This window comes from Allobosea sp., assembly GCF_017308075.1.
Lineage (GTDB): Bacteria > Pseudomonadota > Alphaproteobacteria > Rhizobiales > Beijerinckiaceae > Allobosea.
In genome coordinates this window covers 324,192-349,183 of sequence record NZ_JAFKFX010000030.1, presented here as the reverse complement: position 1 = coordinate 349,183, position 24,992 = coordinate 324,192, and the positions used below count along the sequence as shown (strand labels likewise).

The 24,992-nt window shown below is 68.0% G+C and carries 21 protein-coding genes and 1 other RNA gene; 13 read left to right on the top strand and 9 right to left on the bottom strand.

Going from position 1 to position 24,992, the window contains the following annotated elements; genetic code table 11:
* The first annotated feature begins 153 nt into the window (after nucleotides 1-153).
* The 3 genes from J0J10_RS13390 to metH all read left to right on the top strand — a co-directional run bounded on the left by J0J10_RS13390 (nucleotide 154) and on the right by metH (nucleotide 5,970).
* The gene (locus J0J10_RS13390; RefSeq protein ID WP_291635403.1) at nucleotides 154-1,167 is read left to right on the top strand and encodes an ArsR/SmtB family transcription factor; all 1,014 of its coding nucleotides are present in this window, start codon (nucleotides 154-156) and stop codon (nucleotides 1,165-1,167) included.
* Nucleotides 1,167-2,078 carry a methylenetetrahydrofolate reductase [NAD(P)H] gene (gene metF, locus J0J10_RS13385; protein ID WP_291647003.1) on the top strand — a complete coding sequence of 304 codons (912 nt, stop codon included), beginning with the start codon at nucleotides 1,167-1,169 and terminating at the stop codon, nucleotides 2,076-2,078. Before J0J10_RS13390 ends, metF begins: the two co-directional genes overlap by 1 nt.
* Before the next feature lie 139 nt (nucleotides 2,079-2,217).
* Nucleotides 2,218-5,970: a methionine synthase gene (gene metH, locus J0J10_RS13380; RefSeq protein ID WP_291647002.1), complete on the top strand. Its 3,753-nt coding sequence runs from the start codon at nucleotides 2,218-2,220 to the stop codon at nucleotides 5,968-5,970.
* A 94-nt stretch (nucleotides 5,971-6,064) separates the two neighbouring features.
* Here metH and J0J10_RS13375 read toward each other — a convergent pair whose 3' ends face one another.
* The 7 genes from J0J10_RS13375 to J0J10_RS13345 all read right to left on the bottom strand — a co-directional run bounded on the left by J0J10_RS13375 (nucleotide 6,065) and on the right by J0J10_RS13345 (nucleotide 13,074).
* Nucleotides 6,065-7,036 (bottom strand): GGDEF domain-containing protein, encoded by a 972-nt coding sequence (locus J0J10_RS13375; protein WP_291647001.1) that lies wholly within the window; start codon nucleotides 7,034-7,036, stop codon nucleotides 6,065-6,067.
* Between the two features lie 110 nt (nucleotides 7,037-7,146).
* Nucleotides 7,147-8,379, bottom strand: coding sequence for an ABC transporter permease (locus J0J10_RS13370; protein WP_291647000.1), 1,233 nt, complete (start codon nucleotides 8,377-8,379; stop codon nucleotides 7,147-7,149).
* Entirely contained in the window at nucleotides 8,376-9,125 is a 750-nt protein-coding gene (locus J0J10_RS13365) for an ABC transporter ATP-binding protein (protein WP_291646999.1), read from the bottom strand. The genes J0J10_RS13370 and J0J10_RS13365 overlap by 4 nt, the downstream gene beginning before the upstream one ends.
* Nucleotides 9,126-9,312: 187 nt before the next feature.
* Complete coding sequence (locus J0J10_RS13360; RefSeq protein WP_291646998.1) at nucleotides 9,313-10,962, bottom strand: HlyD family secretion protein; 1,650 nt, start codon at nucleotides 10,960-10,962, stop codon at nucleotides 9,313-9,315.
* A gap of 113 nt (nucleotides 10,963-11,075) precedes the next feature.
* Entirely contained in the window at nucleotides 11,076-11,864 is a 789-nt protein-coding gene (locus tag J0J10_RS13355) for an N-acetylmuramoyl-L-alanine amidase (protein WP_291646997.1), read from the bottom strand.
* A complete protein-coding gene (locus J0J10_RS13350; protein WP_291646996.1) occupies nucleotides 11,861-12,607 on the bottom strand; it encodes a J domain-containing protein in 747 nt (248 codons plus the stop codon). Before J0J10_RS13350 ends, J0J10_RS13355 begins: the two co-directional genes overlap by 4 nt.
* Before the next feature lie 179 nt (nucleotides 12,608-12,786).
* Complete coding sequence (locus J0J10_RS13345) at nucleotides 12,787-13,074, bottom strand: glycine zipper domain-containing protein (RefSeq protein WP_291635385.1); 288 nt, start codon at nucleotides 13,072-13,074, stop codon at nucleotides 12,787-12,789.
* Nucleotides 13,075-13,371: 297 nt separating this feature from the next.
* Here J0J10_RS13345 and J0J10_RS13340 point away from each other — a divergent pair, with 297 nt between their 5' ends.
* A complete protein-coding gene (locus J0J10_RS13340; protein WP_291646995.1) occupies nucleotides 13,372-14,040 on the top strand; it encodes a lytic transglycosylase domain-containing protein in 669 nt (222 codons plus the stop codon).
* Between the two features lie 45 nt (nucleotides 14,041-14,085).
* An RNA gene (gene rnpB, locus J0J10_RS13335) (RNase P RNA component class A) lies at nucleotides 14,086-14,478 on the top strand.
* A 67-nt stretch (nucleotides 14,479-14,545) separates the two neighbouring features.
* On the opposite strand, the gene J0J10_RS13330 is transcribed toward rnpB, so the two are convergent.
* The gene (locus J0J10_RS13330) at nucleotides 14,546-15,499 is read right to left on the bottom strand and encodes an MBL fold metallo-hydrolase (protein WP_291646994.1); all 954 of its coding nucleotides are present in this window, start codon (nucleotides 15,497-15,499) and stop codon (nucleotides 14,546-14,548) included.
* Between the two features lie 124 nt (nucleotides 15,500-15,623).
* On the bottom strand, nucleotides 15,624-16,049 hold the full coding sequence (locus J0J10_RS13325; RefSeq protein WP_291646993.1) for an organic hydroperoxide resistance protein: 426 nt from the start codon (nucleotides 16,047-16,049) through the stop codon (nucleotides 15,624-15,626).
* Between the two features lie 202 nt (nucleotides 16,050-16,251).
* Between J0J10_RS13325 and J0J10_RS13320 the strand changes: the two genes are divergently transcribed.
* The 8 genes from J0J10_RS13320 (at nucleotide 16,252) to mraY (ending at nucleotide 24,990) form a co-directional block, all read left to right on the top strand.
* Nucleotides 16,252-16,740: a MarR family winged helix-turn-helix transcriptional regulator gene (locus tag J0J10_RS13320; protein ID WP_465247202.1), complete on the top strand. Its 489-nt coding sequence runs from the start codon at nucleotides 16,252-16,254 to the stop codon at nucleotides 16,738-16,740.
* A gap of 373 nt (nucleotides 16,741-17,113) precedes the next feature.
* Nucleotides 17,114-17,572 carry a division/cell wall cluster transcriptional repressor MraZ gene (locus tag J0J10_RS13315; protein ID WP_291635377.1) on the top strand — a complete coding sequence of 153 codons (459 nt, stop codon included), beginning with the start codon at nucleotides 17,114-17,116 and terminating at the stop codon, nucleotides 17,570-17,572.
* The gene (rsmH, locus tag J0J10_RS13310; protein WP_291646992.1) at nucleotides 17,569-18,591 is read left to right on the top strand and encodes a 16S rRNA (cytosine(1402)-N(4))-methyltransferase RsmH; all 1,023 of its coding nucleotides are present in this window, start codon (nucleotides 17,569-17,571) and stop codon (nucleotides 18,589-18,591) included. Before J0J10_RS13315 ends, rsmH begins: the two co-directional genes overlap by 4 nt.
* 2 nt (nucleotides 18,592-18,593) lie before the next feature.
* Nucleotides 18,594-18,983, top strand: coding sequence for a cell division protein FtsL (ftsL, locus tag J0J10_RS13305; protein WP_291635373.1), 390 nt, complete (start codon nucleotides 18,594-18,596; stop codon nucleotides 18,981-18,983).
* Nucleotides 18,980-20,758: a peptidoglycan D,D-transpeptidase FtsI family protein gene (locus tag J0J10_RS13300; RefSeq protein ID WP_291646991.1), complete on the top strand. Its 1,779-nt coding sequence runs from the start codon at nucleotides 18,980-18,982 to the stop codon at nucleotides 20,756-20,758. Before ftsL ends, J0J10_RS13300 begins: the two co-directional genes overlap by 4 nt.
* 126 nt (nucleotides 20,759-20,884) lie before the next feature.
* The gene (locus J0J10_RS13295; RefSeq protein WP_291646990.1) at nucleotides 20,885-22,348 is read left to right on the top strand and encodes a UDP-N-acetylmuramoyl-L-alanyl-D-glutamate--2,6-diaminopimelate ligase; all 1,464 of its coding nucleotides are present in this window, start codon (nucleotides 20,885-20,887) and stop codon (nucleotides 22,346-22,348) included.
* A 2-nt stretch (nucleotides 22,349-22,350) separates the two neighbouring features.
* Nucleotides 22,351-23,778, top strand: a complete 1,428-nt coding sequence (locus J0J10_RS13290) for a UDP-N-acetylmuramoylalanyl-D-glutamyl-2,6-diaminopimelate--D-alanyl-D-alanine ligase (protein WP_291646989.1) — start codon at nucleotides 22,351-22,353, stop codon at nucleotides 23,776-23,778.
* A 129-nt stretch (nucleotides 23,779-23,907) separates the two neighbouring features.
* Nucleotides 23,908-24,990, top strand: a complete 1,083-nt coding sequence (mraY, locus tag J0J10_RS13285) for a phospho-N-acetylmuramoyl-pentapeptide-transferase (protein WP_291646988.1) — start codon at nucleotides 23,908-23,910, stop codon at nucleotides 24,988-24,990.
* Nucleotides 24,991-24,992 lie beyond the last annotated feature (2 nt).

The window sequence follows — 24,992 nt, the reverse complement described above, 5'->3', positions numbered from 1 at the left end:
GTGTGCGGAGCCCGTCCAATGTGGCGGAGGGGCTCCCGCGTTTGTTTGATCCGTCGGTGCCGACTGGAATATCGGACAATCAGGCTTGCATCTTCTTTGTGGTTGACATAAAGATATCTTTATATCTTTCACAGATATTCGAGGTGTTCGCCGGTGACTCGCCGCTTCCGCCATTCGCTGCCGATCCTTCTGGCCTCGCTGCGTGCAGCTGGCGAGGAGACGCGCCTGCGGATCCTGGCACTGCTGGCGGAAGGCGAGCTCTCGGTCTCCGATCTCACCGACATTCTCGGCCAGTCGCAGCCGCGCATCTCGCGACATCTCAAGCTGATGGCCGAGGCCGGCCTGCTGCGGCGCTCGCGCGAAGGGGCCTTCGCCTTCTTCCGGCTCGATGACGCCACGCCGGGTGGCGCGCTTGCGCTCTCGCTCGCACGCGATCTCGACCCCGCCGATCCGGTTCTCGCGGCTGATCGCGAGCGCCTGGCGGCGGTGCGGGCCAGCCGGGCCGCGGCGGCGCAATCCTATTTCGCCAATGTCGCGCGTGAATGGGACCAGTTGCGCTCGCTGCACGTTCCCGATGCCGCGGTCGAGGCGGCGGTCGAGGCGGCGGTCGGCGAGCAGCCGCTGCAGGCGCTGCTCGATCTCGGCACCGGTACCGGGCGCATGCTGGAGCGGCTGGCGCCGAAGGCGGCGCGCGCCGTCGGCGTCGATGCGAGCCATGCCATGCTGGCGGTGGCGCGCGCCAATCTGGAGAAGGCGGGGCTGTCGCGGGTCGAGCTCCGGCAGGGCGATATCTATGCTCTGCCCTTCGCGCGCGGCTCCTTCGATCTCGTGATCGTGCATCAGGTGCTGCATTTCCTCGACGATCCCGCGCGCGCCTTGCGCGAGGCGGCTGCGCTGCTTTCTCCGGGGGGGCGGCTGATCCTGGTCGATTTCGCGCCGCACGAGATGGAGTTCCTGCGCACCGAGCATGCGCATCGCCGGCTCGGCTTCGAGAAGGACGAGATCCTCGCCTGGTTCGCCGAGGCCGGGCTCGAATGCGATCTCGCCGAGGAAATCACGGCTGCCGACGGCGGAAGCGGCCAGCTCGGTGTCATGCTCTGGCGCGGCCGCGATCGGCGCCTCCAGGGCGATTTTCCCCTTCGTCAGTTCGATCGTGAGGTTGCGTGATGAACGCTTTCCGCCCCAGCCGGCACGGCTCGCGCCGCCCGCGCGTTTCCTTCGAGTTCTTCCCGCCGAAGAACGAGGAGATGGAAGTCAGCCTCTGGGAGAGCGTGCGCCGGCTCGAGCCGCTCGGGCCGGCCTTCGTCTCGGTGACCTATGGTGCCGGCGGCTCGACGCGCGAACGCACCCACAACACCGTCAAGCGCATGGTCGACGAGACGGCCTTGAAGCCGGCGGCGCATCTGACCTGCGTCTCGGCCTCCTGCGGCGAGGTCGACGAGGTCATCCGCGCCTATTGGGAGGCCGGGGTACGCCATATCGTGGCGCTGCGGGGCGATCCGGCGGGCGGGCTCGGCACGGTCTATGAGCCGCATCCAGAGGGCTATCACCAGACTTCGGACCTCGTCGCCGGCATCCGCAAGGTCGGCGATTTCGAGGTGACGGTATCCGCCTATCCGGAAAAGCACCCGGAAGCGGCCTCGCTGGACGCCGATATCGACGCGCTGAAGAAGAAGGTCGATGCCGGCGCGACCCGGGCGATCACCCAGTTCTTCTTCGATAACGACGTCTATTTCCGTTATCTCGACAAGGTCCGGGCTCGCGGCATCGAGATCCCGATCCTGCCCGGCATCGTGCCGGTGCAGAATTTCCGGCAGACGGCAGGCTTCGCCCGCAAGACCGGCGCGAGCGTGCCGCAATGGCTGGCCGACCGCTTCGAAGGGCTTGAGGACGATCCGGCGACACGTCGTCTCGTCGCCGCCGCCGTCTGCGCCGAGCAGGTGCTCGACCTCGTCGACCGCGGCGTCTCCGACCTGCATTTCTACACGATGAACAAGGCCGACCTGGTCTATGCGATCTGCCATCTCGTCGGCCTGAAGCCGGAGAAGGTGCAGGCGCAGCAGGTGGCGGCGGAGTGATTTCGCCATTGCGAGCGTAGGTGCGGCAATCGAGGGGCGGCAGAACTCTACCTCTCTGGATTGCTTCGTCGCTCCGCTCCTCGCAATGACGGGAAGGGCGCTGGCAGCGCCGCAAAGAACCGAGACGAAAGCGTTTCCGATGTCCGACTACAAGCCCACTCCCGCCGACGGCGCCGAGATCGAGCGCGCCCTGCGTCAGGCCGCTTCCGAGCGCATCCTCGTGCTCGACGGCGCGATGGGCACGCAGATCCAGAACCTGAAGCTGTCCGAGGCCGATTTCCGCGGCGAGCGCTTCAAGGGCTGGAACCACGACCTCAAGGGCAACAATGACCTGATCGCGCTGACGCAGGCGGATGCGCTGCGCGACATCCATCTCGCCTATTACCGGGCGGGTGCCGACATCGTCGAGACCAACACCTTCTCCGGCACCTCGATCGCCCAGGCCGATTACGGCATGGAGGCGATCGTCTACGAGCTGAACGTCGCATGCGCGCGGCTGGCCCGCGAGGCCGCCGAGATCGCGCGCAAGGAGGATGGCCGCCGCCGCTTCGTCGCCGGCGCGATCGGCCCGACCAATCGCACGCTCTCGATCTCGCCCGACGTCAACAATCCCGGCTTCCGCGCCGTCAGCTTCGACCAGGTCCGCGACGCCTATGCCGAACAGGTGCGCGGGCTGCTCGATGGTGGCTCGGAGCTCCTGCTGATCGAGACGATCTTCGACACGCTCAACGCCAAGGCGGCGATCGTGGCGATCGAGCAGGTCTATCGCGAGCGCGGCATCCGCCTGCCGGTGATGATCTCCGGCACGATCACTGATCTTTCCGGCCGTACGCTCTCCGGCCAGACCGTCGAGGCGTTCTGGAATGCGGTGCGCCATGCCAATCCCTTGACCATCGGCCTCAACTGCGCGCTCGGCGCGCGCGAGATGCGCGCCCATATCAAGGAGATGTCGCGGATCGCCGGGACGCTGGTCTGCGCCTATCCGAATGCCGGCCTGCCCAACGAGTTCGGCCTCTATGACGAGCGGCCGGAGGCGACGGCGGGGATGCTGGCCGAGTTCGCCGATGCCGGCCTGGTCAACATGGTCGGCGGCTGCTGCGGCACCACCCCCGATCATATCCGCGCCATCGCCGAGGCGGTCGCCGGCAAGGCGCCGCGCGCCGTCCCCGCGCCGAAGCGCTATCTGCGCCTGTCGGGACTCGAGCCGTTCACGCTCGACGAGACCATCCCCTTCGTCAATGTCGGCGAGCGCACCAACGTCACCGGCTCGGCCAAGTTCCGCAAGCTCGTCACCAATGGCGACTATGCGGCGGCGCTCGACGTGGCACGCGAACAGGTCGCCAATGGCGCCCAGGTCATCGACATCAACATGGATGAGGGCCTGCTCGATTCCGAGAAGGCGATGACCGAGTTCTGCAACCTGATCGCCTCGGAGCCGGACATCTCCCGCGTGCCGATCATGGTCGATTCCTCGAAATTCCACGTGATCGAGGCCGGGCTCAAGACGATCCAGGGCAAGCCGATCGTCAACTCGATCTCGATGAAGGAGGGTGAGGAAGCCTTTCTCGAACAGGCCCGCATCTGCCGGCAATACGGCGCCGCCGTCGTGGTCATGGCCTTCGACGAGAAGGGCCAGGCCGACACCTATGAGCGCAAGATCGAGATCTGCACCCGCGCCTACAAGCTCCTGACCGAAGAGGCCGGCTTCCAGCCCGAGGACATCATCTTCGATCCGAACATTTTCGCGATCGCGACCGGCATCGAGGAGCACGACAACTACGGCAACGACTTCATCGAGGCGACGCGGACCATCCGCGAGACCCTGCCATACGCCCATGTCTCGGGCGGCGTCTCGAACCTGTCCTTCTCGTTCCGTGGCAACGAGAAAGTCCGCGAGGCGATGCACTCGGTCTTTCTCTACCATTGCATCAAGGTCGGGATGGACATGGGCATCGTCAATGCCGGCCAGCTCGGCTCCTATGACGGGCTCGATCCGGAATTGCGCGAGCTCTGCGAGGATGTCGTCCTCAACCGCCGCAAGGATGCGACGGAGCGTCTGCTCGAAGCGGCGCCGCGCTTCAAGGGCGATGGCAGCGCCGCCGTCTCGACCAAGGACCTCGCCTGGCGCGATGACGATGTCGAGAAGCGCCTGGAATACGCGCTGGTCAACGGCATCACCGAATTCATCGACCGCGACACCGAGGAGGCGAGGGCGCAGGCGGCTCGGCCGCTCGACGTCATCGAAGGTCCGCTGATGGCCGGGATGAGCGTGGTCGGCGATCTGTTCGGCGCCGGCAAGATGTTCCTGCCGCAGGTGGTGAAGTCGGCCCGCGTGATGAAGCAGGCCGTGGCCTATCTCATGCCCTATATGGAGGAGGAGAAGCGCCTCAATGGCGGCTCCGTGCGCTCGGCGGCCGGCAAGGTGCTGATGGCGACGGTGAAGGGCGATGTCCACGACATCGGCAAGAACATCGTCGGCGTCGTGCTCCAGTGCAACAACTATGAGGTCATCGATCTCGGCGTGATGGTGCCGGCGCAGAAGATCCTCGATACCGCGCGCAAGGAGAAGGTCGACATCATCGGCCTGTCGGGCCTGATCACGCCCTCGCTCGACGAGATGGTCACCGTCGCTGCCGAGATGGAGCGCGAGGGCTTCGACATTCCGCTGCTGATCGGCGGGGCGACGACGAGCCGCGTCCACACCGCGGTGAAGATCCACCCGGCCTATGAGCGCGGTCAGACGGTCTATGTCACCGATGCCTCGCGGGCGGTCGGCGTCGTCTCCAGCCTGCTCTCGCAGGAGCAGAAGGGGCCGTATGTCGAGAACATCCAGGCCGAATACGCCAAGGTCGCGGCGGCGCATCGTCGCTCCGAGGCTGAGAAGCAGCGTCTGCCGCTCAGCAAGGCGCGCGCCAATGCCTTCGCCCCCGACTGGGCCGGCTATCAGCCGCCGAAGCCGAGCTTCCTCGGCACCCGCGTCCTCCAGAGCTATGATCTCGCCGACATCGTGCCGCTGATCGACTGGACGCCGTTCTTCCAGACCTGGGAACTGAAGGGCCGCTTCCCGGCGATCCTCGAGGACGAGAAGCAGGGCGAGGCGGCGCGCGCGCTCTGGGACGATGCCCAGGCCATGCTGAAGCGCATCGTCGAGGAGCGCTGGTTCAACCCGAAGGCGGTGGTCGGCTTCTGGCCGGCCAATGCGGTCGGCGACGACATCCGGCTCTACACCGGCGAGAGCCGGCAAGAGAAGCTTGCGACCTTCCATGGCCTGCGCCAGCAGTTGCTGCGCCGCGACGGCAAGCCGAATCTGTGCCTTTCGGACTTTATCGCGCCGGAAGGGGCGGTGGCCGACTATATCGGCGGTTTCGTGGTTACGGCGGGCGCCGAGGAGGAGCGCATTTCGGAGCGCTTCGCCCGCGACAATGACGATTACCGCTCGATCATGGTCAAGGCTCTGGCCGACCGTGTCGCCGAAGCCCTGGCCGAGCGCATGCACCAGCGCGTGCGCACCGAGTTCTGGGCCTATGCGCCGGAGGAGAATCTCAGCAACGATGCGCTGATCCGCGAGGAGTACCAGGGCATCCGGCCGGCGCCCGGCTACCCCGCCCAGCCCGACCATACCGAGAAGGCGACGCTGTTCGAGTTGCTCCAGGCCGAGCGCCGCGTCGGCGTCAAGCTGACCGAGAGCTACGCGATGTGGCCGGGCTCCTCGGTTTCGGGGCTCTACCTCTCGCACCCCGATTCCTATTATTTCGGGGTGGCCAAGGTGGAGCGCGACCAGGTCGAGGACTATGCCGCGCGCAAGGGCATGGATATTCGCGAGGTCGAGCGCTGGCTGGCGCCGATCCTGAACTACGACAGCAGCGCCTACGCCCTCGAAGCGGCGGAATGACGGGAACGAAGATCGAGGGGCGCCAGCCGGAACGGCAGGCGCTCTCTCCTTCGCCGTCTGGTCGGGGATAAGCGGCGCTGGCCGGCGCTTCGGCTCAGCAAACGTGCAGGACCTCGCGGCTCCCGGGCGGGGTTGCATCGGCTGCGGCGTGGTCCAGCGCCGCGCCGAACAGATGCAGCTGCCCGCGCCCGGCGGCCTTGGCGACATAGAGAGCGGAGTCCGCTTCGGCGAAGAGCTGCTCCGGGTCGTGATGCCGGCCGGGCCGGATCAGGGTTGCGCCGATCGTCGCGCTGACGTCGATTGTCCGGCCTTTCCAGCGGACCGGGCGGCGTAGCGCGTTCAGAGTCTGCATCAACCGCTGCTTCAGGGGCAGAAGCCCGGCCGTGGAGCAGAGCAGTGCGGCGAACTCGTCGCCGCCGATCCGGGCGATCAGCGGCTCGCCGGGGAGCGTCGCCTCGAGCCGAGCCGCGACCTGGCGCAGGCATTCATCGCCGGCGGCATGGCCGAGCTCGTCATTGATCTGCTTGAACAGGTCGAGATCGATGAGGGCCAGCATGCCGAGCGCCGGACCGGTTTCGGCATGGCCGCGCAATTCGCGCATCTCCGCCTCGAAGGCGCGGCGATTGGCCAGTCCGGTGAGCGGGTCGCTATAGGCCAGACGTCGCAGCCCCTGCCACATCTCCTTCTCGCGCGTGACGTTCTGCTTCGTGCCGTAGATCCGGTCGGGCCGGCCATGCAGGAAGGAGGCTTCCGCGGTCAGCCGCATCCAGCGCTCCTCGCCGCAGACGCTGCGGATGCGCGCATCGAGCACGAAGCTGCCACCCGAGCGGATGATGCCGGCGCGCAGCCGCTCCATCTCGCGACGTGACTCGCCGTGATAGAGGTCGACGGTCGAGGGCCGGTGCAGCGTCGAGCCCCGCGGCAGGCCGAAGAGGTCGTAGACGCCGTCCGTCCAGCACAGCCGCGTGGTCGCAAGCTCGCACTCCCAGGCGCCGAGATTCGCCAGCAGAGCAGCCTGGTCGTAGAGGCGCCTGGCCTCGCCGTCGGTGAGCAGATTTCGGGTCAACGACTGTCTCGCATGGCATGGCGCGGCAGGGCGTCGTTCCCCTTCGCGCTGTGCCAAGACGCTAGGCGGAAATGGTTAATGCATGCCTGACCGGGGCATGACCGGGCGCATTATTCACGTCGCAGCGCCTCGATGGGGTCGAGGCGCGCCGCCTGCCGCGCCGGGTAGAAGCCGAAGAAGACGCCGATCAGCCCGGAGACGCCGACCGCGATCAGGATGGTCTGCACCGAGATCACGAAGGGCCAGCCGGCGAAGCGGGCGATCGCCGTCGCGGCGCCGACGCCGAGGGCGATGCCGACGGCGCCGCCGATGGTGGCGAGCGTCGTCGCCTCGATCAGGAATTGCGAGAGCACGTCGCGCTGGCGGGCGCCGACGGCCAAACGCAGTCCGATCTCGCGGGTGCGCTCGGTCACCGAGACCAGCATGATGTTCATGATGCCGATGCCGCCGACCAGCAGCGAGACGCCGGCGACGGCAGCGAGCAGCCAGGAGAGGGTGCTGGCGGCGGCGGTGGCGGTGTTGGCGATCTCGGTCAGGTTGCGGACGATGAAGTCGTCGTCCTGGTCCTCGGTGAGGCGATGGCGCTGGCGCAGCAAGGCGCGGGTCTGCTCGATGCCGGGATTGATCGCCTCCTCGCTGGCGAACTTGACCATGATGGTCTGGACCGAGCGGTCGCGGGCATAGTTGCGGCCGACGATGCGGCGCCGGCCGGTGTCGAGCGGCACGAAGATCACGTCGTCCTGATCCTGGCCGAGGGCCGACTGGCCCTTGCCCGCCATCACGCCGATGACCTTGAAGGGCACGTTGCGGATACGGAACATCTGGTCGAGCGGGTCGGAGTCGCCGAACAGGTTGCGCGCCACGGTCTGGCCGATGATGGCGACGATCTCGCCGCGGCGGATCTCCTCCGGCTCGAACAGGCGCCCTTCGGCGAGGCCCCATTCGCGGGCGGTGAAGAAATCGAGATCGGTCGCGGTGATCATCGTCGACCAGTTGGTCCCGGCATAGACCGCTTGGGCGCGGGTGGTGATCACCGGGGCGGCTGCGACGACGTCCTCGACCTCGTTGACGACGGCGCGGGCATCTTCGTCGGTCAGGGTCGAGGAGGCGCCGGCGCCGAGCCGGACACCGCCCTGCGTGACGTTGCCCGACTGGATGATGGCGAGATTGGCACCGAGCGACTTGATCTGGCTGTCGACGCGTTCGCGGGCACCAGAGCCGATCGCGACCATGGCGATCACCGCGGCGACGCCGATGATGATGCCGAGCATGGTCAGGGCCGAGCGCAGCGCATTGGCGCCGATGGCGGAGAGGGCGGAGCGGATGGCTTCCAGCAGGCTCATTCAGCGGCCTCCGGCATGGGGGCGGCGCTGTCATGCGCTGCGAGCGCGGTGCGGGCGTCGGCCGGCTCCTGTCTGATGTCGGCGATGACATGGCCGTCGCGGAAGCGCACCACCCGGCGGGCATGCCTTGCGACCTCGGCATCATGCGTCACCAGCACGACGGTGACGCCCTCGCGGTTGAGGTCCTGGAAGAGAGCGAGAATCTCGAGCGCGGTGCGGCTGTCGAGCGCGCCGGTCGGCTCGTCGGCGAGCAGGAGGCGCGGCTGGTTGACCAGGGCGCGGGCGATGGCGACGCGCTGCTGCTGGCCGCCGGAAAGCTGCATCGGCCGGTGATGGGCGCGCTCGGCGAGGCCGACCCGGCCGAGCGCGGCGAGTGCCCGCTCGCGCCGCGCCTTGCGGTCGACCCCGGCATAGACCATCGGCAATTCGACATTGGCGCAGGCATCGACGCGCGGCAAAAGGTTGAACTGCTGGAAGACGAAGCCGAGCTTGCGGTTGCGCAGTTCGGCGAGTCCGTCGCCGGACAGCGTCTCGACCTCGACGCCGTCGAGCCGGTACTGGCCGCCGGTCGGCCGGTCGAGGCAGCCGATCAGGTTCATGAAGGTCGATTTTCCGGAGCCCGAGGGGCCCATCACCGCGACGAGATCGCCCGCCTCGATGTCGAGGCTGACCCGGTCGAGCGCGGTGACGCGGCCGGAATCGAGGTCGTAGACCCGGGAGAGCGCGCGTGCCTCGATCAGGGGCATGGTGGGGCTCCGGCCGGCGTCGGGCAAATGCTCCTGAGTGCTCCAGGGCGTGTCATTCCGGCCGCAGCGAAGCGGCGCGCCGGAAGCCATCGCAAGGGGCTGCGCTCTACGATGGATTCCGGAGCTGCGCGGCTTTGCCGCTTGTCCGGAATGACAGGAAGAGGGCAGCTCTTCATGGCCGACCTCGTCAGAACAGCCGCGGGCCGCGAGGGGCGGGGCCGCGGCTCGCCGGCGCGGGCTCGGCGCCGCGTGGACCGCCGCCGACCACGACCTGCGTGTTCTCGATGATCTCGGCGGCGGGCACGATCTGGGTGAACGCGCCGTCGCTCGGGCCGAGCCGGACGGCGACCGGCTTGGGCTGGCCGTTGCCGTCGAGGATATAGACGCGGCCGGGCGCGAAATCCTGCGCCGCCGGGCGCCCCTCCTGCATCAGCGCCTCGAACTTGGCGCGGCGCTCGGGGTCGAGCACCGCGGCGATCTTGCTGCGCATCTCGTCGCGGGCGGCGCGGAAGGCGGCGCGGCGCTCTTCCTCCGAGAGACCCGCGATCGGGCGCCGGCCTTCGCCGCGCCGCTCGGCGAAGATCGCGGCGATCGCCTGCTTCTGCTCCGGCGTCGGCTGGACCTCCTCCTCGATGCGCTCGCGCAGCGCGCCAGCGGCGCGGTTTCCGCCGCCGCGCGTAGTCGGCGCCTCGGCGGGAAGCGCCGTCGGGCCGCCGAGCGGGCGGAAACGCAGCGCCGCGTTGGGCACGCGCAGCACGTCCTGCCTGTCGTCGGTGACGATCTGGACATTGGCGGTCATGCCCGGCAGCAGCGCGAGGTCACGGTTCTGGACCCGGACGACGCCGGTATAGGTGACGACGTTCTGGATGGTCTGGGCGCCGAGCCTCACCATCTCGACGCGCCCCTGGAAGCTGCGGTTCGGATAGGCGTTGACGCTGAAGGAGACGGTCTGCCCGGCCTTGAGGCGGCCGACATCGGCCTCGTCGATATTCGCGTAGATGTCGATGACGTGCAGATCCTGCGCGATCTGGAACAGCTCCGGCGCCGAGAGCGAGGCGGCGACGGTCTGACCGAGATTGACCTGGCGCTGGACGACGACGCCGTCGACCGGCGAGCGGATATCGGTACGCTCGAGATCGATCAGGATGTCCTTGAGCTTGGCTTCGCGCTGGGCGATCAGCGCCTCGCCGGACTGGACCTGGCCTTCGGCGAGCGAGATGTCGGCGTCGAGCCCGCCGATCTCGGCCTTGAGCGAGGCGATCTGGGCTTCGTTGGAAGCGAGCGTCGCCGTCTGGATCTCGACCTGGGTGCGGGCGCTGTCGAGGCTTTGCTGGGCACCGGCGCCGCGCGTGAACAATTCGTTCTGGCGGTCGAAGGTGCGCTTGGCATCAGCAAGCTGTGCCCTGGTGCGGTCGCGCTGGGCTTCCAGGTCCTTGACGGTGGAGTCGGCCTTGGTGCGAGCGACCTTGGCGCGCTCCAACTGGGCGCGCTTGACGACAAGATCGGCCTTGGCCTGGGAGAGGTCGGCGGCGGCGGCGTCGCGGCGGGTCTTGATCTGGTCGCTGTTCAGGCGGGCAACGATCTGGCCAGCCTTTACCTGCGAATTATAGTCGGCAAGGATCTCGACGACCTGGCCGGATAGCATCGAGCCGACGACGACAGTGGTGACCGGGGTCAGGGTGCCGGTGGCGCGCACGGAGGCGGTGATCTGGCCGCGGTCGATCGCGGCCGTGCGATAGGCGGCGTCGCTCGCGACGCCTCCTGTTGGCCGCAGGGCCAAATAGCCGGCGGCGAGCGCTGCCGCTCCGATACCGGCCCCGATCATCCAGAGACGCAAGGTTCATCCTCCTCCGGCAGCACAGCGCGGTCGTTCTGCCATGGCCGCAGCATGCCAGAAGCGGCCGGCGCAGACGAGTTAACTCGCGGCAATGTTCGCGGAGCGCCGCGGCTCTACGCCGTCCGCGCTTCCTGCGTCAGTGCCAGCAGATCGCGCAGGGTCGTGATCGTCGAGCCGTCGGCGACGCCGTCGACCTTCTGCGGCCGCCAATGGCGCTGGAAGGCGGCGACGACCGCCTCCAGGCGCTCGTCATAGACCCCGTCCACCGAAACGCCGTAGCCGAGCATGGCGAACATCGCCTGCAGCGCCTCGACCGGCGGGCCGGCATCGCCGCGCGCGAAGAAGCGGCCGCCCTTGATCGGCGCCGGCTCGAGCCAGAGGCCGACGCCACCCTCGGCGAAGCGACGCCAGGGAAACTTCTCGCCAGGGTCGATCTTGCGGCCGGGCGCGATGTCGGAATGGGCGAGCACGCGCTCAGGCGGGATTTGCCAGCGCTCGCAAATGTCCCGGCAGAGGTTCAGCGTCGCGGCGAGCTGTTCCTCCGGGAAGTCGGGAAGGCCGCCGGGATGGCCGGGATTGGCGATCTCGATGCCGATCGAGGCGGAGTTGAGATCGGTCTCGCCGGCCCAGTGAGAGGCGCCGGCATGCCAGGCGCGGCGTTCCTCGGGCACGAGCTGGAGGATGTGGCCGTTCTCGAAGACGAAGTAGTGGCAGGAGACCTGGGCGGTCGGGTTGCACAGCCATTGCAGCGCCTCGCCGGTGTCGGGCATGCCGGTATAGTGCAGGATCAGCGCGTCCGGACGGCGATCGGTCGAGCCATCGCGGAACTTGCGCTCGCCATGATTGGGCGAGGGGAAGACCTTGGCGGCGAAGCGGCTGTCGGGCTTCGTCGAAACGCTCATGCTGGCGCCGCCAGCCGGCTGGCGAGGCCGCGCTCCTTCTGGATCGCGTCCCAGGCGGCGTTGATCGCGGCCAGCCGGCGCGTCGCGATGCAGATGGCTTCCTCGGGCAGACCGCGGGCGATCTCGCGATCGGGGTGGTTCTCGACCACCAGGGCACGATGCAGCTTGCGGATCTCGGCGTCGCTCATCTCGCGGCTGGCGCCGAGCACGAGATAGGGGTCGTCGCGGCGGCGGACATGGCGCGCCTCGATGCGGGCGAAGCCGGCCTCATCGATGCCGAAGATCATCGCGACATCGTGCAGATAGTCGTGCTCGCGCTCATGGATGGCGCCGTCGGCGGCGGCGATAAGGAAAAGCCCGTCGAGCACGTCCTCGAGCAGGGCCGGCTCCTCGCGGAAGCTCTCGGCGATCTGGCTGGCATAGGCCTCGAAGCCGGCGCTGGTCTGCTTGGCGAGGTCGAACAGGCGCTCGATATGGCCCTGCTCCTCGGCCGGCACCGTGACGATGCGGCGGAAGGCGGCGACCTCGTCGCGCGTCACGACGCCGTCGGCGCGCGCCATCTTGGCGGCGAGGGCGACGAGGCCGGTGGTGAAGATGAGCTGCCGCGGCGCTGGCCCGAAGGGCGCGCCCTCGCGGTCGACCAGGACATGGCCGGCGAGCGCGCCGACCAGCGCTCCGAGCGGGCCGCCGAGCGCAAAGCCGAGGCCTCCGCCCCCCAAAGCGCCCCAGTGGAATGATTTCATCGATCGATCGGCCCTAGAGCAGGATGCGAAAAAGTGGAAACCGGCCTTTCTCCATGCAAGCTGCCCGCGCGCCTCGATACCTGGCGGAAGCGAAGTTCGGGCGGCCGCGCTACGCGCTTCCGCCCGAATATGTCTGGTTCCGCCGGGTGGGCCGAAGCCTATCCGAGCTGACGATGTGCTCAGCGGCAGTAGAGCCGGCCGTAACGGTCGCGATAATAGCCGTAAGGGCAACCGTCATAATAGCCGTCATCATAGGGCGACGTTGCCGCACCCACGATCGCGCCGCCTGCGGCGCCGATGAGGCCGCCTGCGACGGCGCCGCCGGCGCGGCCGGTGGCGAGCCCGCCGATCACGGCACCGGTGGCGGCACCGATCGCGGCGCCTCCGCCGACGCGCTGTTCATGCGGCGTGCAGGCCGCCGCGCCAAGAGCGAGCCCGAGGGCCGCGACTGCCAGCAGTTTATTCATTTCATTCCCCCGTCTCGGGGTCGAACCCGCGCAGCAAGGTGCCTTCAGCGTCGACCCAGCCCATAGCGGCCGTCAATTGCGGTCGCAATGCGGCGATGATTTGGCTCTTTGCCTTGACTGCGTCAACGCCGTGAGGCCCGAATCGTTCCATGCCTCAATACATGATGATTACTTTTGAATGATTTAGTCATAAATAATCGATCTGTCGCAATAGAATATAGAATTGCGGAGTGATGCGCCGGATTGTCGTCACATTCATCTATCATTTGGCCCGCCGTTCAATTCGATCAACGTGACATGGGGCTCCCCAATATGATCCGGATCTATGGTAGCGGCTGCGCCGCCTTTGCGATTTGCCTGGGCCTACTGCAACCGGCTGCTGCCGAGATCAACGCCGAGACCGATGCGCGCGCCTTCATCGTGCGCGAGGCCGAGATCAAGCGGGCACAGGAGGCGCCGGAAACCGGCCGGCAGCAGGCGCGGCATGCGCCGGATGGGACGGGGGAGATGGTGTCGCCTGCCGCCCAGAAGTCAGCCGCCAAGCCGAGCCGGGCGGAAAAGCCGCGCCGTCAGGCGCTGGCTGCGCCGGCCGGCAGCGACAATCTGCGGGCTCTCGTCGCCCGCCATGCGGCGGCCAACGGCGTGCCGTTCTCGCTAGCCGATGCGGTGGTCCGCATCGAGAGCCGCTACAACCCGCGCGCAGCCAATGCCGGTAATTACGGCCTGATGCAGATCCGCCATCAGACGGCGCGCGGCGTCGGCTACAATGGCGGCGCGGCCGGGCTGCTCGATGCCGAGACCAATGCCCGCTACGGCATGAAATATCTGGCGCAGGCCTACAGGCTCGCCGGTGGCGATACCTGCCGCACCGTGATGATGTATCAGAGCGGCCACATGGCGAAGCGCATGAGCGGCGCGAACCGCGTCTATTGCTCCAAGGTGCGCACCATCACCGCCAGCAACTGAGCCGGCGCTTGACGCCGGCGGCGCAAGAGCGCACAGGCGATCCCGCCAGTCGGCCGGACGGCCGCTCCCGCTTCGCGGGGGAGGAAAGTCCGGGCTCCACGGAAACACGGTGCCGGATAACGTCCGGCGGGGGCGACCCCAGGGAAAGCGCCACAGAGATCGAACCGCCCCTGGTTTCGGCCAGGGGTAAGGGTGAAAAGGTGCGGTAAGAGCGCACCGCGGGCCCGGCAACGGGAACGGCATGGCAAGCCCCACCGGGAGCAAAACCAAATAGGGACGATGCTTTCCGCGCAAGCGGGGAGGGGCCTGTTTCCTGGCCTTGTCGTCCGGGTTGGTTGCTCGAGGCGCGCAGCGATGCGCGTCCCAGAGGAATGGCCGTCACGTCGGGGGAGAGATCCTCCGGCCATCCAGAACCCGGCTTACAGGCCGGCTGGCACCTCAGGACCTCCGAAGATGCAAAAATGGGCCGGGAGCGATCCCGGCCCTTTCGTCGTCCAATGACCGGTCAGAGTGTGTAGCTCCACTCCGCCGGAACGAAGCGGAAGGCCGTGCCGGCCTTCAGCACCTTGCCGAAGCCGGGGAAGGGCATATGCGCGCCGCTGATCAGCAGCTGGTCCGCCGCCGCCATGTCGAGCACGCGCCGGCGCGAGGCGGCCGCCTGCGCGCCATCGGCATCGAAGACGAAGGCGACCTCGGGCCGAGCCGTCTGGATCACCGCATTGTGGATGCAGTCGCCGACCAGCAGCGCCTGCTCCTTTCCGGAGGCGATGCGCAGCAGGCTGTGGCCCGGCGTGTGGCCGGGCGCGTGTTCGAGGCTGAGGCCCGGCGCGATCTCGCCCGGCTTCACCTTGCGGGTGCGGGCGGCATAGGGCGCGAGCGTGCCGCGGGCCGAGGCGAAGAACGGCTTCATCGCCTCCGGCGCCTGGTTGAGGATGCCGTCATCATGCCAGAAGGCGTATTCGGTCTCGTTGATGATCACTTCGGCATTCGGGAAGCGCGCCGCCTTCTCGGCGGTGATCAGGCCCTCGGCATGGTCGGGATGGGCGTGGGTCAGGATCACCGCGTCGATCTGTGCAGGCTCGATGCCGGCGGCGCGCAGATTGGCGTCGAGCCGGCCCATGGTCGGGCCGAAGGCGGTGTTGGCGCCGGTGCCGGTGTCGAGCAGATAGGTCCTGTCCTTGGCGTTGACCACGAAGGCGTTGACCGAGGTCGGCAGCTTCTCATCCTGGCCGGCATTGGCCAGAGCCTGGCGAACGGCGTCGGGGTCGCTGCTGAGGAAGGCCTTGGCGTCGAGCGGGATATAGCCGTCGAGGATCGCGGTGATCTCGATGTCGCCGAGCTTGCGGCGATAGATCCCTGCGACTTGGGTCGAGGCTTGCGGAGCCCGGGCGAAAGCGGGGAGGGCGGGTGCCAGTACGGCCGCGGCGAGGCCGGTGAGAAGATGGCGGCGGTCGATCATGCTGTGTTCCAGAGGCTAGGGGCGAAGGGCTTCCGGAAACGATGCCCGCGCCTCGCGATGCGGGACCTAATCGTCTCACGGCCGGGTCAAGGCCGGCCGTGAGGAGCAGATGGGTGGCGTCGCGTCAGGCCGCAACCGTCAGCTGGACGTCGATATTGCCCCGGGTCGCGTCCGAATACGGGCAGACGATATGGGCCTTCTGCACGAGGTCCTCGAGCTTGGTCTTTTCGATGCCGGGCGCCGCGATCGTCAGCTTGACGGCGATGCCGAAGCCCTTGCCGTCGTCGCGCGGGCCGATGCCGACATCGGCGCTGACACGTGCATCATCCGGGATCTTCACGCCTTCCTTGCCGGCGGCGAATTTCAGCGCGCCGAGAAAGCAGGCCGAATAGCCCATGGCGAAGAGCTGCTCGGGATTGGTGCCGTCGCCGCCGCCGCCGCCGAGCTCCTTGGGCGTGTTCAGCACGAGCTTGACGTTGCCGGTGTCGGTCGCGGCCTGGCCTTCGCGGCCGCCGGTGGCCGAGCCATGGGCGGTGTAGAGGATCTTCATGACTGCTCTCCTTGTCGGGCTGGTTTCCGTCGTGGTCGATGGAAATTAAATTGTGCACAATCTAATTGTTGGCAATTCAAATTTCCGTGAACGGGCGGCGCTCAGGGCGATGAAAGCGTATCTTGGTGTCAGCATAGGGTAGACTGTTCCGTGGGCGGGTTGTTCCAATCCGCTCGGACCGTTTCCCCGCTGAGGATCCGTGATGCGGGCAGCTGACGGCAAGGCCATGACGAAGGATGCGCAGGCGCAGCCGGTGCGCGGGCTCGACGAGCAGATCTGCTTTGCGGTCTATTCGGCCGCCCATGCCTTCAACCGGGCCTATCGGCCGTTCCTGGCCGAGCTCGGTCTGACCTATCCGCAATATCTGGTCATGCTGGTGCTGTGGGAGCAGGACGGCCAGAGCGTGAAGGCGATCGGCGAGCGACTGATGCTCGATTCCGGCACGCTGACGCCGCTGCTCAAGCGCCTCGAAGGCAATGGTCTGATCCTGCGCAAGCGCGGCCGCGAGGATGAACGGCAGGTGCTGGTCGAGCTGACCGAGGCGGGACGTGTCCTGCACGAGAAGGCGGGGCGCTCCGCCAATCCGGTGCCCTGCGCGGTCGAGGATAGCGGCGTCCCGCCGGCGCGCCTGCTGGAAGAAGTCCGGGCCCTGCGCGAGGCCTTGCTGCGTCGCGCCGCTGCGGAGGACTAGGCTCGCCGGGGCGAGGTCGGTTGCCTCAAAAATATTTCTCCGCGGGCAGGCCGGTGGGCCCGGCTCGGCGGCCCCGTTGCGCTCGCGTCCGCGAGCCCGAAATCGACGTTTTTACGGATAGTTAACCTTAACGGGCTGTGATGTTCGCAGGCTGGCGCCGGGTCGTGTCCGGCTCCCTGAATCCGTTGACGCCCATAACATCCCATGGTATCCCAAATCATCCCGTCGAAACCGACAGGCAAGCGACAGGTCGGGGTCCGTGTGCCGCGCGGATTCAGGCTGAAGGCTTCGCTTTGTCGGGTTCGACGGGAGTATCCGCGGCCGGTTCTGGCCGGCCCGCTCCGCACCGTGGAAACCTGGCCGGGAGGCGGCGTTGACGGACCGCTTCGTCTCCCATTTCACCAACAAGCTCGATGCCAAGGGCAGGGTCTCGATCCCTGCGACCTTCCGCGCCGTCTTGGCGAAGGATGGCTACGAGGGGCTCTACGTCCATCCGGCGCTCGACCAGGCCAGTCTCGATTGCGGCGGGCATGCGCTGCGCGCGACGATCGACGACATTCTCTCGCGCTTCTCGCCGTTTTCGGAGGAGTGGGACTCGCTCTCCACGGCGCTGAACGGAACCTCGGAAGTGTTGAAGGTCGATCCGGAGGGGCGCATCGTGCTGAGCGAGGCACTGAAGGCCCATGCCGGGATCGGCGACGCCGTCGCCTTCGTCGGGCAGGGGCACAAATTCCAGATCTGGGAGCCGGAGCGCTTCCGGCTCCATCTCGATCAGGCGCGGGCGAAATTGCGGGACGTCCGGCGCGCGCTCGGCGCAGGGGTGACCTCGTGAAGCCGGCCGAAGGGGAGGTTGCCGTGCCGCATGTGCCGGTGCTGATGGAGGAGGCGCTTGACGCGCTCGCGCTGAAGCCGGGCGGCCGCTATCTCGACGGCACCTTCGGCGCTGGTGGCTATTCCCGCGCGCTGCTGCTGCGTGAGCCGCAGGCGGAGCTTCTGGCGCTCGACCGCGATCCCAATGCGATTGCCGGCGGGGCCGGGCTCGTCGCCGCCATGGCTGGCCGGTTGACCCTGGCACAGGCCCGTTTCGGCGCTCTCGCCGAGGAGGCCGAGCGCTTCGGTATGCTGCCGCTCGACGGGGTGGTGCTCGATATCGGCGTCTCGTCGATGCAGCTCGATCAGGCGCAGCGCGGCTTCTCGTTCCGCTTCGACGGGCCGCTCGACATGCGCATGGAGGCCAATGGCCAGAGCGCCGCCGAGCTCGTCAACGAGGCCGATGAGGGCGTGCTCGCCAACATCATCTATCACTATGGCGAGGAGCGGCGCTCGCGCGCCATCGCCCGCGCCATCGTCGAAGCGCGCCGCAAGGCGCCGCTCAGCACGACCAAGCAATTGGCCGATCTCGTCGCCGGCATCGTCCGGGCCGATCCCAACGGTCCGCATCCGGCGACGCGGACCTTCCAGGCGCTCCGGATCGCGATCAATGACGAACTCGGCGAGCTCGTCCGGGCTTTGCATGCCGCCGAGGCGGCGCTGGCGCCGGGCGGGCGGCTCGCCGTCGTGACTTTCCATTCGCTCGAGGACCGCATCGTCAAGCTGTTCTTCGCGCAGCGTTCCGGGAAGGCTCCCGCCGCTTCGCGCCATGCGCCGGCGGCAACGGTGCCTGCCGCGACGTTTCGCCCGGTGACGAAGGGGGCGGTGGCGCCGTCCGAGGCCGAGATGCGTGCCAATCCGCGCGCCCGTTCGGCGAAACTGCGTGCCGCCGAGCGGACCGAGGCCGCAGCGCGCGCGCCCGAGGCCGAACTGGTCACACTCGCGGTCGTGCCCGCCCCGCAAACCCGTCGGAGGAGCTGAGCTTGATCAAGCTGCTGCACGTCATCGCCATCGGGGCGCTGGTCTCCTCGGCGCTCTACGCCTACTCGATCAAATACGAGACCACGCTCGAGGCCGAGCAGCTCCAGAAGCTGAAGGCCAAGGCCCAGCGCGAGCGCGACGCGATCGCCGTGCTGAAGGCCGAATGGCAGTTCCTCAACCGGCCCGACCGCCTGCAGGCGCTGGCCGACCGGCATCTCGATCTGCAGCCGCTGGCGATCAACCAGATCGTCCGGCTCTCCGACATTCCCAATCGCGGGCCCAAGGTCGATTCGATCGGCCGCAAGCTCGAGGATCTCGGCCTCGGCCTGCCGACCGAGACGCCGCGCAACGTCAAGAGCAACAGCTCCACCACGCCGGGAGGCCGCCCATGACGCCCGAGCCCGTCGCTCCAGCCGTCGTCGCCGCGCCAGTGGTCGAGAAGCCGCGCCGGCCGAGCCTGCGCGCCGGCCTGTTGCGCGACATCTTCCGGATGAGCGGGGAGAAGAGCGAGCCGCGGGTCGGTCTCGTCATCCTCGGCTTCAGCGCGCTCTTCCTGGCGATCACCGGCCGGCTGGTGGCGCTCGCCGCCTTCCCGAACGACCAGGTCGGCCTGCGCCGGGCGACCTCGAACGCGATCTCGGCGGCGCGGCCCGACATCGTCGACCGCAATGGCGTGCCGCTCGCCACCGATATCCGGACCGTCTCGGTCTTTGCCGAGCCGCGCAAGATCCTCGACAAGGACGAGGCGACCGAGCTGCTCACCGCGGTGCTGCCCGACCTCAACGCCAAGGATCTGCGCGACAAGCTCGGCACCAAGCGCGGCTTCGTCTGGGTCAAGCGCGAGATCACGCCGCGCCAGCAGGCCGAGGTGCACCGGCTCGGCATTCCCGGCGTCGGCTTCGTGCCCGAGAACAAGCGCGTCTATCCGAACGGGCCGGCCGCCGCGCATGTGCTCGGCTTCGCCAATGTCGACAATGTCGGCATCGCCGGCATCGAGAAATACATCGACTCGCAGGGGCTGCAGGACCTCAACGGCGCCGGTCTGGCGGTGCAGGCCTCCGACCTCAAGCCGGTTGCGCTGTCGATCGACCTGCGGGTCCAGCACCTGCTGCGCGACGAGCTGGTCAAGGGCATCGAGAAGTATCGGGCGATCGCCGCGGCCGGCGCGATCATGGACGTGAACACGGGCGAGATCATCGCCTCGGTCTCGCTGCCCGATTTCGACCCGAGCAACCCGGTCGATGCGCTCGAGAAGGACCGGATCAACCGGATCAATGTCGGCGTCTACGAGATGGGCTCGACCTTCAAGGCGCTGACCGTCGCGATGGCGCTCGATACCGGCAAGGCCAACATCAATTCGAGCTATTCGACCGCCGGCGGCATGATGCGCTTCGGTCGGCAGGTCATCCGTGAGTACCGGGGCGGCACCGGCCGCACGCTGACCGTGCCGGAAGTGTTCGTCCACTCGTCGAACATGGGCACGGTCAAGATGGCGCTCTCGGTCGGCGTCGAGGGACACAAGGCCTTCCTGCGCAAGATGGTCCAGCTCGACCGCTTGCAGACCGAGCTGCCGGAAAGCGCGGCCCCGATCGTGCCGCAGCGCTGGGGCGAGCTCAACACCGCCACGATCGCCTTCGGCCACGGCCTCGCCGTCGCCCCGATCCAGGCGCTGGCGGCCGTCGCGGCGCTGGTCAATGGCGGCAAGCTGATGACGCCGACCTTCATCAAGCGCTCGGTCGAGGAGGCGGAAGCGGTCAGCACCCGCGTCATCAAGCCCGAGACCTCGGAGGCGATGCGCTACATCATGCGCCTCAACGGCGAGCGCGGCTCGGCCCGCAAAGCCGATGTCGCCGGCTATTTCGTCGGCGGCAAGACCGGCACGGCCGAGAAGGTGATCAACGGCCGCTACGCCAAGAACAAGAATTTCACGACCTTCATGGCGATCGTTCCGGCCGACAAGCCGCGATATCTGTTCCTTTCGATTTATGACGAGCCTAAAGGCTATGCCGAAAGCGGCGGCTATTCGACGGCTGCCTGGAACGCCGGCATCACCACCGGCAAGGTCATCGAGCGGGCGGCGCCGATTCTCGGCCTGCCTCCGCGCTTCGAGCCGCCGGTCGCGCCCTTCCCCTTGATGGCGAGGCTCGGCGCCTGGGGCACACGCTAGAGCCGGATCCGATCAGATCGAAGCGGTCTGATCGGTGAATCCGTCTCTGAACATGAGTGAGAGACCGCTTTTACCGATCGGCTTGCGAAGCAAGCAGATCGGAACGGGCTCTAGGCGGAAAAAGAGATGGACAATACCGGTTTCAGCCTCGGCCAGCTCTTTCCCGGGGCGTTTCCGGACGATGCCGAGCGTCGCGTCACGGGCCTCGCCTTCGACAGCCGCAAGGTCGCGCCGGGCGAGGCTTTCGTCGCTCTCGCCGGCGCCAAGGCCGACGGCGCGCAGTTCATCGCCGACGCGGCGGCGCGCGGCGCGGCGGCGATCGTCTCCGGCCAGCCCCGGCCAGCGGGCCTCGCGCCCGGCATCGCCTTCGCCGAGGTCGCCGACCCGCGCCGGGCGCTGGCGCTCGCCGCGGCGAAAGTGCATCCGCGCCAGCCGGCGACCATCGTCGCTGTGACCGGCACCAGCGGCAAATCCTCGGTAGCGGAATTCACCCGCCAGATCTTCATGGCGCTGGGGCGCGAGGCGGCGAGCCTCGGCACGATCGGCATCGTCACCGCGGCGGGTGCCGATTATGGCTCGCTGACCACGCCCGATCCGCTCTCTCTGCATGCCTCGCTCGACCGGCTGGCCGGGCAGGGCGTCAGCCATGTCGCGATGGAAGCCTCCTCGCACGGGCTCGACCAGCGCCGGCTCGACGGCGTCCGGCTGACGGCCGGCGCCTTCCTCAATCTCGGGCGCGACCATCTCGACTACCACCCGAGCGTCGAGGACTATCTCGCCGCCAAGCTCCGGCTCTGGGAGCTGCTTCCTGCCGGGGCGCCGGTGGTGATCAACCGCGACGAGCCGTACGCGGCCGAGGCGGCGCAAGCCGCCGCCGGCAGCGGCCATCCGGTGATCGGGATCGGCCGGGGCGGGGACCGGCTCAGGCTGCTTTCGGTCGCGCGCGAGGGCTTCTCGCAACGCCTGCGCGTTGCCGTCGACGGACAGGATGTCGAGGTCGTGCTGCCCCTGGTCGGCGATTTCATGGCCGGCAATGCGCTGGTTGCCGCCGGGCTCGCCATCGCGGCGGGCGAGGAGCCGAAGGCGGCGGTCGCGGCGCTCTCCGGTCTCAAGGGCGTGCCGGGCCGGCTGGAGCGCGTGGCCGAGCAGAATGGCGGCCTCGTCGTCGTCGACTATGCCCATAAGCCCGATGCGCTGGCGGCGGTGCTGCGCACCCTGCGCCCCTATGCAAGCGGCCGGCTGATCTGCGTCTTCGGCTGCGGCGGCGACCGCGACCGCGGCAAGCGCCCGCTGATGGGCAGGATCGCGGCCGACGGCGCCGACATCGCCATCGTCACCGACGACAATCCGCGCAGCGAAGACCCGGCCGCGATCCGCGCCGAAATCCTCGCCGCGGCACCCGGCCTGCGCGAGATCGGCGACCGGGCGCGGGCGATCGCTGCGGGCGTCGCCGAGATGCGGCCGGGCGATCTTCTGGTCGTCGCCGGCAAGGGCCATGAAACCGGCCAGATCGTTGGCGACCGGACCCTGCCGTTCTCCGACCATGAGACGGTGCGCCAGGCGATCGCCGAGATCAGCGGAGGAAGATGAGCATGACGGCTGCGCCGCTCTGGACCGGGGGCCGCCTGATCGAGGCGATGAAGGCGCGGGCGCAAGGCCCGCAGCCAGCCGCGATCGGCGGGGCCTCGATCGATACCCGCACGCTCGAGCCGGGCGACGCCTTCTTCGCCATCCAGGGCGAGAAGCGTGACGGCCATGATTTCGTCGCCGCCGCGCTCGAGAAGGGCGCGGCGCTCGCCGTCGTCGACGAGGCGCATGCCGGAGACTTCCCGGCGGACGCGCCGCTGGCCGTGGTTCCGGACGTGCTGCGCGCCATGGAGCAGGCCGGCATGGCGCGGCGCGCCGAGCTGCATGCCGGCGTCGTCGCGGTTACCGGCTCGGTCGGCAAGACCGGGACGAAGGAGGCGCTGCGCCTCGTGCTCTCGCGCCAGGGCAAGACGCATGCGCCGGTCGCCTCCTACAACAACCATTGGGGCGTGCCGCTGACGCTGACCCGGACGCCGGCGGATGTGCGCTACGGCGTTTACGAGATCGGCATGAACAGCCCCGGCGAGATCCTGCCGCTGGCGAAAATGGTCTCGCCCGATGTGGCGATCGTCACCACGGTGCAGCCGGTGCATCTTGCCGCCTTCGAATCGATCGAGGGCATCGCCCGCGAGAAGGCTGCGATCTTCAGCGGGCTGAAGCCCGGCGGCACGGCGATCATCAATGCCGACATCGCCCAGGCCGGCCTGCTGCGCGAACTCGCCGAGGCGAGCCCGGCCGGTCGCATCATCAGCTTCGGCGAGAGCGCTTCGGCGGATGTCCGCCTGCTCGGCTGCTCGCTCAAGCCCGAGATCTCGACGGTCGAGGCCAATGTGCGCGGCCGGCCGGTGACCTACAAGCTCGGCAGTCCCGGCAAGCACATCGTGATGAATTCACTGGCGGTGCTCGCGGCGGTCGACGCGCTCGATGCCGATCTTGCCCTGGCGGCACTGGCGCTCGCCGAGCTGAAGCCCCCGGCCGGGCGGGGCGCGCGCCAGATGCTGCACGCGCCTTCCGGCCCGTTCATGCTGATCGACGAGAGCTATAACGGCAACCCCGCCTCGATGCGGGCGGCGATCGAGAATCTCGGGCGGATCGAGGCGCAAGGCCGCGGAAGGCGGATCGCCGTGCTCGGCGACATGCTGGAGCTCGGCGAAAGCGGCCCAGCGCTGCACAAGGGGCTGGCCGAGGCGGTCACCGGCAACGGGGTCGATCTCGTCTTCGCCTGCGGACCCCTGATGCGCTCTCTCTACGATGCCTTGCCTTCACGCCAGCGCGGTGCTTATGCCGCCCAGGCCAGCGGCCTCGAGCCGCTGCTGCTCGATGTGCTGCGTGCCGGCGACGTCGTCACGGTCAAGGGCTCGCTCGGATCGCGCATGGGCTCGATCGTGAAGGCGATGACCGCCCGTTTCCCGGTCGTCACGGCCGACGACTAGCGCGCCTTCCGTTCGACCGGAGCCGGTCGAACGGAAGGCGCGCGGACTCAATCTGTTGGCGCATGTTCCGCCTCGCAGAAGTGGTCTCCACTTCTGCAGAGCATGCGCCAGGACAAGGAACAGGTTTCAATGCTGGTCTGGCTAGCCGATTTCGCGGTTCACTTCCCGATCCTGAACGTCTTCCGCTACATCACCTTCCGGGCCGGCGGGGCGACCGCGACCGCGCTGCTCTTCGTCTTCTTCTTCGGCCCGGCGGCGATCTCCTGGCTCAGGATCAAACAGGGCAAAGGCCAGCCGATCCGGACCGACGGGCCGGAATCGCATCTCGCCAAGCGCGGCACGCCGACCATGGGCGGGCTGATGATCCTGACCGGGTTGTTCGTCGCGACCCTGCTTTGGGGCAATCTGCGCAATCCTTATGTCTGGATCGTGCTCGGCGTGACCGCGAGCTATGGCGCGATCGGCTTCTACGACGATTATCTCAAGGTGACGAAGCAGTCGCATAAGGGCTTCTCCAGCAAGGCGCGCCTCGGGCTCGAGATCGTCATCGCGCTTGCCGCCTGCACGGCGATCATGCTGGTCAGCCCGCCCTCGATCGCCAGTGGCTTCGCGCTGCCGTTCCTGAAGGAATGGATGATCCCGCTCGGCATCCTGTTCCCGATCGTCACCGCCTTCGTCGTGGTCGGCGCCGGCAATTCGGTGAACCTGACCGACGGGCTCGACGGGCTCGCCATCGTGCCGGTGATGATCGCGGCAGGCACTTTCGGCTTCATCGCCTATCTCGCGGGTAACGCGATCTTCGCCAACTACCTGCAGATCCACCATGTGCCCGGCGTCGGCGAGCTCGCCGTGATCTGCGGCGCGATGATGGGCGCGGGGCTCGGCTTCCTCTGGTTCAACGCGCCGCCGGCGCAGATCTTCATGGGCGACACCGGCTCGCTCGGTCTCGGCGGCATGCTCGGCACCATCGCGGTCGCGATCAAGCATGAGATCGTGCTCGCCATCGTCGGCGGCCTGTTCGTGGTCGAGGCGCTCTCGGTGATCATTCAGGTCGCGGTGTTCAAGCGCACCGGCAAGCGCGTCTTCCTGATGGCGCCGATCCACCATCATTTCGAGAAGCTGGGCTGGACCGAGCCGCAGGTGGTGATCCGCTTCTGGATCATCTCGGTGGTGCTTGCGCTGGTCGGCCTCGCCACGCTGAAGCTGCGTTGAGC

Coding starts and splice junctions, on each gene's coding strand:
- J0J10_RS13300 (WP_291646991.1), top strand. CDS start 18,980: ATGACGCCCGAGCCCGTCGCTCCAGCCGTCGTCGCCGCGCCAGTGGTC.
- J0J10_RS13345 (WP_291635385.1), bottom strand. CDS start 13,074: ATGAATAAACTGCTGGCAGTCGCGGCCCTCGGGCTCGCTCTTGGCGCG.
- J0J10_RS13325 (WP_291646993.1), bottom strand. CDS start 16,049: ATGAAGATCCTCTACACCGCCCATGGCTCGGCCACCGGCGGCCGCGAA.
- metF (WP_291647003.1), top strand. CDS start 1,167: ATGAACGCTTTCCGCCCCAGCCGGCACGGCTCGCGCCGCCCGCGCGTT.
- J0J10_RS13320 (WP_465247202.1), top strand. CDS start 16,252: ATGCGGGCAGCTGACGGCAAGGCCATGACGAAGGATGCGCAGGCGCAG.
- J0J10_RS13340 (WP_291646995.1), top strand. CDS start 13,372: ATGGGGCTCCCCAATATGATCCGGATCTATGGTAGCGGCTGCGCCGCC.
- J0J10_RS13350 (WP_291646996.1), bottom strand. CDS start 12,607: ATGAAATCATTCCACTGGGGCGCTTTGGGGGGCGGAGGCCTCGGCTTT.
- J0J10_RS13330 (WP_291646994.1), bottom strand. CDS start 15,499: ATGATCGACCGCCGCCATCTTCTCACCGGCCTCGCCGCGGCCGTACTG.
- J0J10_RS13355 (WP_291646997.1), bottom strand. CDS start 11,864: ATGAGCGTTTCGACGAAGCCCGACAGCCGCTTCGCCGCCAAGGTCTTC.
- J0J10_RS13365 (WP_291646999.1), bottom strand. CDS start 9,125: ATGCCCCTGATCGAGGCACGCGCGCTCTCCCGGGTCTACGACCTCGAT.
- J0J10_RS13370 (WP_291647000.1), bottom strand. CDS start 8,379: ATGAGCCTGCTGGAAGCCATCCGCTCCGCCCTCTCCGCCATCGGCGCC.
- mraY (WP_291646988.1), top strand. CDS start 23,908: ATGCTGGTCTGGCTAGCCGATTTCGCGGTTCACTTCCCGATCCTGAAC.
- metH (WP_291647002.1), top strand. CDS start 2,218: ATGTCCGACTACAAGCCCACTCCCGCCGACGGCGCCGAGATCGAGCGC.
- J0J10_RS13295 (WP_291646990.1), top strand. CDS start 20,885: ATGGACAATACCGGTTTCAGCCTCGGCCAGCTCTTTCCCGGGGCGTTT.
- J0J10_RS13290 (WP_291646989.1), top strand. CDS start 22,351: ATGACGGCTGCGCCGCTCTGGACCGGGGGCCGCCTGATCGAGGCGATG.